Consider the following 11,890-nt stretch of genomic DNA (forward strand, 5'->3'; position numbering starts at 1 on the left):
ACGTTTCACATGATAACAGTGATTTACATATGTAAAAAGGAGAATCAGAGTGGATTCGAAGTTTAAGTCCCGTTCCCGCGTTGCCTTGGCGTTTACCGTCGCCTCCGCCGCCGTCCTCACCGGCTGCAGCTCTGGTTCCTCCGCGCCGGCGGCAACCGATGACGGCCAGCCCATTGAAGTCTGGGCACGCGCAGGCACCGACGCCGCCACCACTTACGCTGCCATGTTCAAGGAGTTCACCGCGAAGACCGGCGTGCAGGTCAACTTCCAGGGCGTCCCGGACCTCGATCAGCAGCTCCAGACCCGCGCCGCATCGAAGGACCTGCCGGACATCGTGATCAACGATTCTGCCGCACTGGGCAACTACACCGCCCAGGGCTACCTGCAGAAGCTGGACAAGTCCACGGTCACGGGCAACGACAAGATTGCCAGCTCCCTCTGGGATGAGGCCAAGGGCCTGGACGGCGCCACCTACGGCGTTCCGTTCTCCCGGCAGACCATGGTGACCCTCATCCGCAAGGACTGGCGCGAAAAGCTGGGCCTCCCGGTCCCCAAGACCCAGGAGGACCTGGCCACCCTGGCCCAGGCCTTCGCCACCCAGGACCCTGACGGCAACGGCCAGGCCGACACCTACGGCATGACGGTCCCCGGCTCCACCGAACGCGGCTACCTGGGCTGGTGGGCCTCCTCCTACATCTGGCAGGACGGCGGGTCCTACCTCAAGGACGAAGGCGACGGAAAATTCTCCGCTTCCGCCGCGAGCGCCGAGACCGAGAAGGGCGTCACCTGGATCAAGCAGCAGTTCTGCACCCCGGGCAACACCCAGCCTGGCGCGCTGACCGCCGCCACGAGCGTCGCCACCCCGTTCTTCCAGACCGGCAAGACCGGCATCATCCTCACCGGCCCGTACAACTTCGCCTCGTTCGACACCAACCTCGGCAAGGACAAGTACGAGGTCATCGAAGCGCCCAAGGGCTCCGCTGACAACACGGTCCTGGCAGAAGGCGAGAACATCTACGTCACCGCCAGCAACGGAAAGCCGGACAAGACGAAGCAGGTCATCGACTACCTGGTCTCCGCCGACGGCCAGAAGGCAGGCATGACAGCCGGCAAGCAGCCCATTGTCCGCGTACCGGTCAACGCCGACGTCGATGCCGCCACCGTCTACAACGATCCCCGCTGGGGCGTGGTCCAGGATGCCCTGAAGGACTCCTCCAAGGCCTTCCCCTCCGCGATCAACTTTGTCCCCGTCAAGCAGGCGGCTGCGGAAGCACTGAACAAGATCGTGTCCGACTGCGGAGCCGACAATGTGGGTTCGGGCCTCAAGGCGCTTGATACGGCCATCAACGACGAGCTGACGAGCCAGAACGCCAAGTCATGACCGTCACGCCAACCAAACCAGCGGACCCGCTGGTTCCAGCCAAGGGCGCCAAGACGGCGCCTTCACGCAGGAAGCGGGTCAACGGGAAGCAAATCCTGGCCATCTGGCTATTCATGGTGCCCGCTGCCGTACTGGGCCTGTACTTCAAGTTCATCCCCATGGTGGAGGGCATCCGGCTGAGCCTCTTCAAGGTCCAGCCGTTCCTCGGGGACGTCTTCGTCGGCTTCGACAACTACATCAATGTCCTCAAGGACCCCCGCTTCATGGACGCCCTGGGCCACACCGTGGTCCTGGGCGTGACCCAGACCCTCGGCGCCCTGGTGGTGGGATTCGTCCTGGCCCTCCTCCTGGAGGGCCAGGCACGGTCCCTCTGGGTCCTGCGGACCGCGATCTTCCTGCCCGTGGTGACGGCGCTCGCCGTCGTCGGTGAAATCTGGCGCATCCTGTACTTCCCCACCGCGGACGGGCCGCTGAACACCATCCTCGGCTGGGTGGGCCTGGAACCCCTCCAGTTCCTGAACGGAACCGATACCGCACTCTGGTCCATCGCCGTCGTCGGCATCTGGAGCGGTGCGCCCTACAACATGGTGATCATCCTGGCCGGCCTGACCGGCGTGGACCGCACGCTTTACGAATCCGCAGGTGTGGACGGAGCCACCGTCTGGCAGCGGCTGCGCTACATCACCCTGCCGGCGCTGCGGCCCTCGATCGTGATTGTGCTGACCCTGGCCGCCATCCGCAGCCTCCGCAGCTTCACCGAGGTGTACGTGCTCACCGGCGGCGGCCCCGCCGGCTCAACCGAAGTCTGGATGACCCGCATGTACTCGCTGGGTTTCCAACGCAATGACATCGGTGTGGCCTCGGCCGCAGCGGTCCTCCTGCTGGTGGTCACGCTCCTGCTGACCGTTGGCACCCAGTTCCTGGCCCGAAGGAAGGCAGAACGATGAGCCAGTCCACCACCCGCGCCGCCGCGCGGAAATCCCAGCCCTCGGCCTCCTCACGCTTCGATTCCGCCCTGGGCTGGTCCCCCCGGTTCGGCACCAACATGGCCCTGCGGATCATCCTCTGCATCCTGGTGTTCTGCATCTTTGCACTGCCGTTCATGGCCATCATTTCCGGGGCCTTTGACCGGAACTCCAGCCCCACCGACATCTCGCTGCTGCCGAAAACCTTCACCCTGCAGAACTTCGAGGCTGCCCAGCAGCAGGGCCTCTGGGGCTACCTGCTGAACTCACTGGTTGTTGCCGGCGGCGGTCTCCTGCTGCAGATGACGGTGTCCGTCTTCGCTGCCTACAGCCTCAGCAGGAAGAAATTCCGCGGCCAGGCCATTGCCATGCTGCTGGTCCTGATGACCATGATGCTGCCGGAGGAAGTGATCGCCATCCCGCTCTCGCTGGTGCTGGGCGATCTCCCGCTGCTCGGAATCAGCCTGCGCGGAAGCGTCCTGGCCGTCATCCTGCCGGTGGGCATCTGGGGTTTCTCCATCTTCATCATGAGCGAATTCATGAAGGAGATCCCCGCCGAGATCGAGGAAGCCGCACGGCTGGACGGCGTGGGCGAGTTCCGGATGCTGTTCACCATCATCCTGCCGCTCTGCAAGCCTGCCCTCGGAGTGATCGGGATCTTCGGCTTCATGATGGTCTGGGACCAGTACCTCCTGCCCCTCATCGCCGCCAACGACCCCAGCGACTACACGCTGACCGTTGCGCTCTCCGTCCTCCGCAATGACACCACCGTGGGCCCGGGCGTCCTGCTGGCCGGCGCGGTCATGGCCATGATCCCCAGCCTCCTGGTGTACCTGTTCCTGCAGCGCTCCATGATCCGCGGCATCACCGCCGGCGCCACCAAAGGCTAGGGCAGGCCCAGCCCGTCCCGCCCTTCCCACGAAAGAAGTTCCATGCATACCAGCACCATCCACGCGTCCGCCGCCACACCCACCGCGGCCGACCTGAAAATCACCGACATCACCATCACCCCCATCGCCTTCTCCGACCCGCCGCTGCTGAACGCCGTGGGGGTACACGAACCCCTGGTCCACCGCGTGGTCATCGAGGTCCGGACCGCCAACGGCCTGCTGGGCCTGGGCGAATGCGCCGGCGGCCAGAGCCGGCTGGACAACCTGGCCGTCGGTGCCGCCGTCATCAAGGGCCTGGGCGTCTTTGACACCTCCATGATGGAACAGCTCATCAACGAGGCCCTGGACCCGGCGCTGTCCTCCTTCGAAAAGGCGGCCGTCTTCTCCGCCTTCGAAGTGGCCGCACTGGACATCCAGGGCCATGCCACCGGCCGGACCGTGAGCGAACTCCTCGGCGGCACCGTCCGGGACGAGGTCCCCTTCAGCGCCTACCTGTTCTACAAATGGGCCGAGCACCCCGCCCTCGACGGCAAGCAGGCCATCACCGACGAATGGGGCGAGGCCCTGGATCCTGCGGGCATCGTCCGGCAGGCGCAGAAGATGATTGCCGAATACGGGTTCAAGTCCATCAAACTCAAGGGCGGGGTGTTCCCGCCGGCCCAGGAAATCGAAGCCATCCAGGCGCTCCGTGAAGCGTTCCCGGACATGCCGCTCCGGCTGGACCCCAACACGGCCTGGACTGTGGAGACGTCGCAATGGGTGGCCCGGGAAACCGAAGGCCTGCTGGAGTACCTGGAAGACCCCACGCCGGGGCTCGAGGGCATGGGCGAAGTGTCGGCCACCGCTGCCATGCCGTTGGCCACCAACATGTGCGTAGTGGCCTTCGACCACATCAAACGCAGCGTGGAACTGGACTCGGTGCAGGTCATCCTGGGCGACCACCACTACTGGGGCGGACTGCGCCACACCCGGGAGCTGGGCACCCTGTGCCAGACCTTCGGCCTAGGATTGTCCATGCACTCCAACTCCCACCTGGGCATCAGCCTGGCCGCCATGGTCCACGTGGCCGCGGCCACCCCGGCCCTGACCTACGCCTGCGACACCCACTATCCGTGGAACGGGCAGAACGACGTCATCAAGCCCGGCACCCTGCGCTTTGTGGACGGCAGCGTCCGCGTCCCTTCCGGCACGGGCCTGGGCGTGGAACTTGACCGGGAGAAACTGGCCGAACTCCACCAGCAGTACCTGGACGCCAGAATGACGGCCCGCGACGACACCGGCTACATGCAGCGGTTCGTCCCCGAGTACACGGCGGACCTCCCCCGATGGTGACCCGGCCGGCGCCGCTGGTCACGGGATACCTCTACCCGTGGGACGTCCTGGGCGACCCGGACGCGGCCTCCTGGGTGCAGGCGGCCGGGGTTGACCGGGTGGCGTTGGCTGCGGCATACCATTCGGTGCGTGCCGGGACGCCGCGGCATCCTGCCCGCCGGGTTCTCGACGCCCGGGAGGCGGCCCTGTACCTGCCGGTCCGCGACGTCTGGGACGGGCATGAACTGGCGCCCCGGCATGCCGCAGAGTGGACCGGGACAGAGAACTCCTTCGCCGAAGCCGCAGCCGTCCTCCGCGGCGCCGGCCTCCCAGTGGATGCCTGGACCGTCCTGACCCACTCGAGTGCGGCAGGCAGCACGAACCCTGATCTTTGCGTCCGGAATGCTTTTGGCGAGGTGTACCGCCACGCCCTGTGCCCGTCACAGCCAGCAGTCCGCACCTATGCCGCCACGCTGGTGGCCGAGGTCCTGGCGCTGGGAACGCCCGACGGCCTCATCCTGGAGGCTGTGGGGCCTTTGGGCTTCGGCCACCAGAACCAGCACGAAAAGACGGAAGGGGCCGAGTACTCGCCCTGGGTGCAGGCGCTGATGTCGCTCTGCTTCTGCGGGGCCTGCCACGCCTCCTACACTGCGCGTGGGCTGAACGCAGACGCGATGCAGGCAAAAGTCCGGAAGGCTGCCCTGGACCAGGACGATCCGGAGGCCACGCCCGCGACGGCCGACGACGCCCCCGGCTTCCGGCCGCTGCTGGAGGTCCGGTGGGACGCCACCGCTGCACTCCTCGATGATTGCCTCGCGGCCGTGGCTGCGTCCGGAGCCGACCCGAGGATTTCGCTGCATGCTACGGCGGATCCCTGGTCAACCGGGCCGTTCGTCGCCGCGGAAGCACTCCGCCGCAGCCGGTTCTGGTCGCGGTTGCCGGACGCCACCGCCGTCGTGCCGTGCTGGGGGGAACCCGCCCAGGGTTCCGCCACCGTTGCGGCCATGCGGGCGGCTGCTCCCGGGACGCGCGTGGGCTCGTACGTGCTGGCGTTGCCGCCGAAGTCGCCAGAGGCCCGCATCCTGGCCCAGGAATGGGACACGCTCCTGGACGCCGGAAGCAGCGAACTGCACGTTTACCACCTTGGCCTGGCCTCCACCCGCCGCCTTGGCGCCGCTGCCGGTGCCATCAAGAGCCTGCGGGCGTAGCGGGCTGGCGTGGCTGGCTGACGACGCGCAGAATCGTATTCGACTCGGATATTCCTCCACGCAGTCCATATACCGGGTGCGCCCTGGGACGGGAGCGTCGGAAACGAACAAGCGCGTCGCCAGGACTTCTCCACATAGCGGCACATACCCCTCCCGCCGAGGGCGCGCAGCTGGCATCTTCGCTACATGACCGACTTCCCATCGCTTCTCTTGGCCCGCGACCGCGGCTTTCACGGGCTGACCCCGAATGACCTCGCCAAGCACGTAAAGGCCGGTTCCCTGGTCCGCGTCCGGCACGGCGTCTACGCGGACGGGCAGGCATGGAAGGGGCTGAAGCCATGGGAACAATATCGCCTCCGCGTCCAGGCAGCTGCGGAAACGTTCGAAAAACCGACGGTCTTCGCCCGGCACTCCGCCGCCAGCGTGTGGGGAATTCCCACCATCGGCCTGCACCACCCGGTCCAGGCGCTCACCATGAAGAACGACGGCGGCCGGTCACGTGCCGGAGTCCGCCGCCACTTTGCTGCGCCGGCGGGTCTGACAGTGGTCCAGCGGGAGGGCCTGCTCGTCACCGGCCGCATCCGCACGGTCCTGGACCTGGCAGCGTTTGCGCCGTTCACGGAGGCGGTAGCGCCGCTGGACCACGTGCTGAAACCGGATCGCGCCCTGCGACTGAGCGCCCTGGCCAAGAACGAGTTACTGACCGGCCTCGGCACCACCTACTCGGCAGCCGCCGGGCGAAGGATAGCGACCGCTGTTGCTTTCGCGGACCCGTTGTCCGGTTCGGCCGGGGAGTCCTACAGCCGCGCCCTGATCCACGTGGCCGGCTTCGACGCCCCGGTCCTGCAGCAAGCCATCCACGACAGGGACGGCCTGGTGGGCTACACCGACTTCTATTGGAAGCAGGCCAAGGTTGTGGGCGAATTCGATGGCGAGGAGAAGTACCTCAAACCCGAGTACCTCAAGGGCCGGACCGCGTCGCAGGCCGTGATGGACGAAAAGAAGCGCGAGAACCGAATCCGGGCCACCGGGTTCAACGTGGTGAGGTGGGATTGGGCCGATCTGATGGAGCCCGGGAAGCTGGAACGCAAGCTCGCAGCGGCCGGCGTGCCCCGCCGTCGTACGCGTTCTGCGGTTCTCGACGCGCAAACCCGACCGTGACCCGCAGATTCCCTGGCGCTACCGGTATTCCATGACGCGGCCCTTATTTCGTGCGCGTCAGAGCACATGCGGGTCGAGAGTCGACGTGCTCCACCGCCGGGGCGGCTACTAGAATTGCCTCATGACACCGCAGGAGCTGGCCAACCTGGCACATCTGCGCCGGGCCCGTGACCTGATCGACCGCGAGTACGCCCGGCCGCTGGACGTCCCCACCATGGCCGCCGGCGCGCTCATGTCCGCGGCGCACTTCTCCCGCCAGTTCAAGGCCGCCTACGGTGAGACGCCGTACAACTACCTCATGACGCGGCGGATCGAACGAGCTATGGCGCTGCTGCGCGCCGGTGCCAGCGTGACCGACGCCTGCATGGAGGTGGGCTCCACGTCCCTGGGTTCGTTCAGCTCGCGGTTCACCGAGATCGTCGGCATCACGCCAAGCGCCTACCGGGCCCGCGAACACCACGCCGTGAAAGCCATGCCCACCTGCATCGCCCGGCAGCACACCCGGCCCGCGCGCAAACCGAGCAGGATTGAAGAAGCTACTTCCTAGCCGCTCCCCTAGCGTGGGAGACATGAACATTTCATTGAAGTACGCACACGTCACCGTCAACGATCTCGATGAGTCCCTCGCCTTCTACCGCGACGCCCTCGGCTTGGAAGTAAGGAACGACGTCGGCTCGGACGGACAGCGCTGGGTCACCCTGGGCAGTGCCGCCCAGCCCGACCTTGAGATTGTCCTGTCACCCCCGCACGCCGGCCGCTCCCAGGCCGACGGGGACGCCATCCAGGAGCTGCTCACCAAGGGCGTGATGCCCATGCTCGTGTTCAGCACGGACGATCTCGACGCCGCCTTCGAAGCCGCCCGGGCCTCCGGCGCGGAGGTCCTCCAGGAACCCATCGTCCAGCCCTGGGGCCCGCGCGACTGCGCCTTCCGCGACCCGTCCGGCAACATGATCCGCATCAACCAGGGCTGACGACGCGCAGATTCGTTTTCGACGCGGATATTCCTCCGCGCAGTCCATATACCGGGTGCGCCCTGGGACGTGAGCGTCGGAAACGAACAAGCGCGTCGCCAGGACTTCTCCACATAGCGGCACCTGCCCCTCCCGCCTGGTGAGGTGGGATTGGGCCGACCGTGACCCGCAGATTCCCTGGCGCTACCGATATTTAGCCGTCGACAAGGAATTTGCGCAGCGTAACGGAGTCTGCGTAGCGCCAGCACGGACGTTAACGTACGACGTCGGCACCCAACCTGGGTGCCGACGTCGTGCGTTCAGCTGGCGGCGGGGACGGCCGTGGCGCCGGCGAGCCGGAGCCAGGTGTCCACCACGGTGTCGGGGTTCAGGGAGACGGAATCGATGCCTTCCCCGACCAGCCACTCGGCGAAGTCCGCGTGGTCGCTGGGACCCTGGCCGCAGATGCCCACGTATTTGCCGCGCGCCTTGCAGGCCTTGATGGCCATGCTCAGGAGCTTCTTGACGGCAGGATCGCGCTCATCGAAGCCGCCCGAGACGATCGCGGAATCGCGGTCCAGGCCCAGGGCCAGCTGGGTCATGTCGTTGGAGCCGATGGAGAAGCCGTCGAAGTAGTCCAGGAACTCGTCCGCAAGCAGCGCGTTGGACGGGATCTCGCACATCATGATTACCTCGAGGCCGTTCTCGCCCCGGACCAGGCCGTTCTCCGCCAGCAGCTCGATGACGCCGCGGGCCTCGTCCAGGGTCCGCACGAACGGGATCATCAGCTTGACGTTGGTCAGGCCCATCTCGTTGCGGACAAAGGACAGGGCCTCGCACTCGAGGTCGAAGCAGTCACGGAAGGACGGCTCCAGGTACCGTGAGGCGCCGCGGAAGCCGAGCATCGGGTTCTCTTCGTGCGGCTCGTAGGCCGGTCCGCCGATGAGGTTGGCGTACTCGTTGGACTTGAAGTCGGACATACGCACAATGACCGGCTCCGGTGCGAAGGCCGCCGCGATGGTGGACACCCCTTCGGCCAGGCGCTTGATGTAGTAGTCGCGCGGGCTGTCATAGGCGGCAATCCGTTCCCGGATTTCCGCAGCCACGTCCGCCGGCTGGCTGTCCAGGTTCAGGAGCGCCTTGGGGTGGATGCCGATCTGGCGGTTGATGATAAATTCCAGCCGGGCCAGGCCCACGCCGTGGTTGGGCAGCTGCGCGAAGGTAAACGCCTGCTCCGGGGTGCCCACGTTCATCATGACCTTGACCGGGGCCTCGGGGAGCTCGGTGATGGCGGTTTCCTCGACGCTGAAGTCCAGGAGCCCTTCATAGATGGTGCCGGTCTCGCCGTCGGCGCAGGAGACGGTCACCTCGAGGCCGTCGGTGAGGGAATCCGTGGCACTTCCGGTGCCGACGACGGCGGGAATCCCCAGTTCGCGGGCGATGATGGCCGCGTGGCACGTGCGTCCGCCGCGGTTGGTGACGATGGCGGAGGCCCGCTTCATGATCGGTTCCCAGTCCGGGTCGGTCATGTCCGCGACCAGGACATCGCCGGTCTTGAAGGCGGCCATCTGGTCGATCGCGGTGAGGATGCGGACGCTGCCGGCACCGATGCGCTGGCCGATGGCGCGGCCTTCGGCCAATACCCGGCCGGTCGCGTTGAGGCGGAAGCGACTCAGGCTGCCGGCGGCGCGGCGGGACTGCACGGTCTCCGGGCGGGCCTGCAGGATGTACAGGCCGCCGTCGGTTCCGTCTTTGCCCCATTCGATGTCCATGGGGCGGCCGTAATGATTCTCGATGGCGACGGCGTGCCTTGCGAGCTGCTCGACGTCTTCGTCGCTAAGGCTGAAGCGGTTCCGCAGCTTGGCCTCCACCGGCACGAAGTCGATGGTGCGGCCGATCTCCTGGCTGTCCGTGTAGGTCATCTGGAGGGCCTTTTCGCCCAGTCCGCGCTTGAGGATGGCGGGGCGGCCGGCCTGCAGCGCGGGCTTGTACACGTAGAACTCATCGGGGTTCACGGCACCCTGGACCACGGCCTCGCCCAGGCCGTAGGAGGACGTGACGAACACGGCGTCCTGGAAGCCGGACTCGGTGTCCATGGTGAACATCACGCCGGAGGCCCCGACGTCGGAGCGCACCATCCGCTGGATGCCGGCGGAGAGTGCCACCTCAGCGTGTTCGAAGTTGTGGTGCACGCGGTAGGCGATGGCGCGGTCGTTGTAGAGGGAAGCGAACACATCCTTGATGGCGATCAGGATGTTCTCAATGCCGCGGACGTTCAGGAAGGTTTCCTGCTGCCCTGCGAAGGAGGCGTCCGGGAGGTCTTCCGCGGTTGCGCTGGAACGGACGGCCCAGGAGAGGTCTTCGGAGCCGGCATGCTTGTCCACCAGCTGCTGGTAGGCATCCCTGATCTGCGTCTCGAAGTCCGGCAGGAAGGGCGTCTCGCGGATCAGGGTCCGGATTTCCTGGCCGGCAGCGGCGAGGGCCGTCACGTCATCGGTGTCCAGGCCAACCAGCCGGTCCACGATCTTCTGGTCCAGGCCGGAATCTGCCAGGAAGGTGCGGTAGGCGTCCGCCGTTGTCGCGAAACCGTCCGGGACCTGCACGCCGGCGGAGGTCAGGTTCTGCACCATCTCCCCGAGGGAGGCGTTCTTGCCGCCGACCCGGTCAAGGTCCTTGAGTCCGAGTTCTGAGAACCACAGGATGTCTGTCGTCATAGTTGCTGCTCCTTTGCAGATGATGGCATGCGGGGGCGCCGCCCCGCGCGCGGCTGTGGCCGGTTGGTGGGCGCGAATCCTGTCTACAGTGACAGGTCCGGAGCACCTTTCCAACATGATGTGCGCCACACAGGGATTGTGAAAATTTTCTCTAATGCTTGAGGTTCATGCGCTGCAGGATGGTGGCGGCCATTTCCTCCACGGACACGGTGGCCGAATTCAGGTATGGGATCCGGTGGGAGACGTACAGCTGCTCGGCGCTGCGCAGCTCGAAGCCGCACTGCCGCAGCGATGCGTAGGGTGAGCCGCGGCGCCGTTCGGTGCGGATCTGGCTCAGCCGCAGGGGGTTGGAGGACAGCCCGAAACATTTTTCAACAAAGGGCCGCAGGGGCTTGGGCAGCCCTTCCCGTTGGAAGTCCTCGTCCACCAGCGGGAAGTTCGCGGCGAAGATGCCGTGCTGGAGCGCCAGGTACATGGTGGTGGGCGTTTTTCCGCAACGGGACGGAGCCACCAGGATGACCTGCGCCTTTTCCAGCGCCCGCAGGCTCTGGCCGTCGTCGTGTTCCATGGCGTACTCCACGGCGGCCATCCGCGACTGATACCGCTCCGCGTTGCCCAGGCCGTGCGCCCTGCCCGGTTCACCGCTGGCCTGCGAGCCGAGGGCCTGCTCCAGCTGTCCCACGTGCGTGCCGATGAGATCCACGATGATCCCCTGGCACTTTGCAATGGCCTGCCTGATGTCACCGCTGACGGCCGTGGAAAAAACGATGGGCCGCGGGCCGGTGGCAACCAGTTTGTCGATGGTGCCCACCACGGATCTGGCCTGTTCAACGGTGGTGATGAACGGGACCGTGATGCGGTCAAAGTTGTTGGCGGGGAACTGCGTCAACAAAGTGTTGCCGAGCGTTTCCGCGGTGATGCCGGTGCTGTCCGAAAGGAAGTAGACAGGCCGAATCTGGTGATTGGTCATGAAGGCATTCCACCATCCGGTGGTTGAGCTTGTCGAAACCCCGGGCTTTTACCCGGCTGAAACACCCCCGCAACCTGGGCGGGGCATGCTGGGCATACGGGGACAACCAGCAGGGGGCACAGCATGATGATTGACCAGGTACAGACCGCCAGAATCCAACCCGGCGACCACATCGAGGCGTGGCACAACGGCAAGCTGTTCCACAAAGGCCGGGTGACCGACGTCGTGCGTTCGCTGGAGCTGATCTGGATCCTCGACGCCAGGACCGGCACGCGGAAGCTGCTGGACCCGGACGCTCTGGAGATCATCCGGGTGCAGGACTAACGTGGTGCCTGGTGGG

11 protein-coding genes are annotated in these 11,890 nt (G+C 66.1%); 9 read left to right on the top strand and 2 right to left on the bottom strand.

From position 1 onward, the window contains the following. Positions 1 to 49: 49 nt before the first annotated feature. The 8 genes from ACZY0Q_RS08250 to ACZY0Q_RS08285 all read left to right on the top strand — a co-directional run bounded on the left by ACZY0Q_RS08250 (position 50) and on the right by ACZY0Q_RS08285 (position 7,887). On the top strand, positions 50 to 1,381 hold the full coding sequence (locus ACZY0Q_RS08250; RefSeq protein WP_463915769.1) for an ABC transporter substrate-binding protein: 1,332 nt from the start codon (positions 50 to 52) through the stop codon (positions 1,379 to 1,381). After that, positions 1,378 to 2,328, top strand: a complete 951-nt coding sequence (locus ACZY0Q_RS08255) for a carbohydrate ABC transporter permease (protein ID WP_463915770.1) — start codon at positions 1,378 to 1,380, stop codon at positions 2,326 to 2,328. The genes ACZY0Q_RS08250 and ACZY0Q_RS08255 overlap by 4 nt, the downstream gene beginning before the upstream one ends. Beyond that, positions 2,325 to 3,236: a carbohydrate ABC transporter permease gene (locus ACZY0Q_RS08260; protein WP_463915772.1), complete on the top strand. Its 912-nt coding sequence runs from the start codon at positions 2,325 to 2,327 to the stop codon at positions 3,234 to 3,236. The genes ACZY0Q_RS08255 and ACZY0Q_RS08260 overlap by 4 nt, the downstream gene beginning before the upstream one ends. A gap of 42 nt (positions 3,237 to 3,278) precedes the next feature. Next, on the top strand, positions 3,279 to 4,568 hold the full coding sequence (locus ACZY0Q_RS08265; protein WP_463915774.1) for a glucarate dehydratase family protein: 1,290 nt from the start codon (positions 3,279 to 3,281) through the stop codon (positions 4,566 to 4,568). Then, the gene (locus tag ACZY0Q_RS08270; RefSeq protein WP_463915775.1) at positions 4,562 to 5,755 is read left to right on the top strand and encodes a hypothetical protein; all 1,194 of its coding nucleotides are present in this window, start codon (positions 4,562 to 4,564) and stop codon (positions 5,753 to 5,755) included. The genes ACZY0Q_RS08265 and ACZY0Q_RS08270 overlap by 7 nt, the downstream gene beginning before the upstream one ends. A gap of 186 nt (positions 5,756 to 5,941) precedes the next feature. After that, positions 5,942 to 6,916 carry a hypothetical protein gene (locus ACZY0Q_RS08275; RefSeq protein WP_463915776.1) on the top strand — a complete coding sequence of 325 codons (975 nt, stop codon included), beginning with the start codon at positions 5,942 to 5,944 and terminating at the stop codon, positions 6,914 to 6,916. A 121-nt stretch (positions 6,917 to 7,037) separates the two neighbouring features. Further along, positions 7,038 to 7,463, top strand: coding sequence for a helix-turn-helix transcriptional regulator (locus ACZY0Q_RS08280; RefSeq protein ID WP_463915777.1), 426 nt, complete (start codon positions 7,038 to 7,040; stop codon positions 7,461 to 7,463). Positions 7,464 to 7,485: 22 nt separating this feature from the next. Further along, entirely contained in the window at positions 7,486 to 7,887 is a 402-nt protein-coding gene (locus ACZY0Q_RS08285) for a VOC family protein (RefSeq protein WP_111906859.1), read from the top strand. Positions 7,888 to 8,186: 299 nt separating this feature from the next. Here ACZY0Q_RS08285 and ppsA read toward each other — a convergent pair whose 3' ends face one another. Further along, complete coding sequence (gene ppsA, locus ACZY0Q_RS08290; RefSeq protein WP_463915778.1) at positions 8,187 to 10,580, bottom strand: phosphoenolpyruvate synthase; 2,394 nt, start codon at positions 10,578 to 10,580, stop codon at positions 8,187 to 8,189. A gap of 151 nt (positions 10,581 to 10,731) precedes the next feature. Then, positions 10,732 to 11,550: a pyruvate, water dikinase regulatory protein gene (locus tag ACZY0Q_RS08295; RefSeq protein WP_463915780.1), complete on the bottom strand. Its 819-nt coding sequence runs from the start codon at positions 11,548 to 11,550 to the stop codon at positions 10,732 to 10,734. A 123-nt stretch (positions 11,551 to 11,673) separates the two neighbouring features. On the opposite strand from ACZY0Q_RS08295, the gene ACZY0Q_RS08300 reads away from it, so the two are divergent. Further along, complete coding sequence (locus tag ACZY0Q_RS08300; RefSeq protein WP_463915781.1) at positions 11,674 to 11,874, top strand: hypothetical protein; 201 nt, start codon at positions 11,674 to 11,676, stop codon at positions 11,872 to 11,874. The last annotated feature ends 16 nt before the right edge of the window (positions 11,875 to 11,890 follow it).

The organism is Pseudarthrobacter lactosi (genome assembly GCF_055412785.1).

Excerpts from the sequence above, each read along its gene's own strand:
- ACZY0Q_RS08255 (WP_463915770.1), top strand. The coding sequence starts at position 1,378 with ATGACCGTCACGCCAACCAAACCAGCGGACCCGCTGGTTCCAGCCAAG.
- ACZY0Q_RS08260 (WP_463915772.1), top strand. The coding sequence starts at position 2,325 with ATGAGCCAGTCCACCACCCGCGCCGCCGCGCGGAAATCCCAGCCCTCG.
- ACZY0Q_RS08265 (WP_463915774.1), top strand. The coding sequence starts at position 3,279 with ATGCATACCAGCACCATCCACGCGTCCGCCGCCACACCCACCGCGGCC.
- ACZY0Q_RS08270 (WP_463915775.1), top strand. The coding sequence starts at position 4,562 with ATGGTGACCCGGCCGGCGCCGCTGGTCACGGGATACCTCTACCCGTGG.
- ACZY0Q_RS08275 (WP_463915776.1), top strand. The coding sequence starts at position 5,942 with ATGACCGACTTCCCATCGCTTCTCTTGGCCCGCGACCGCGGCTTTCAC.
- ACZY0Q_RS08280 (WP_463915777.1), top strand. The coding sequence starts at position 7,038 with ATGACACCGCAGGAGCTGGCCAACCTGGCACATCTGCGCCGGGCCCGT.
- ACZY0Q_RS08285 (WP_111906859.1), top strand. The coding sequence starts at position 7,486 with ATGAACATTTCATTGAAGTACGCACACGTCACCGTCAACGATCTCGAT.
- ppsA (WP_463915778.1), bottom strand. The coding sequence starts at position 10,580 with ATGACGACAGACATCCTGTGGTTCTCAGAACTCGGACTCAAGGACCTT.
- ACZY0Q_RS08295 (WP_463915780.1), bottom strand. The coding sequence starts at position 11,550 with ATGACCAATCACCAGATTCGGCCTGTCTACTTCCTTTCGGACAGCACC.
- ACZY0Q_RS08300 (WP_463915781.1), top strand. The coding sequence starts at position 11,674 with ATGATGATTGACCAGGTACAGACCGCCAGAATCCAACCCGGCGACCAC.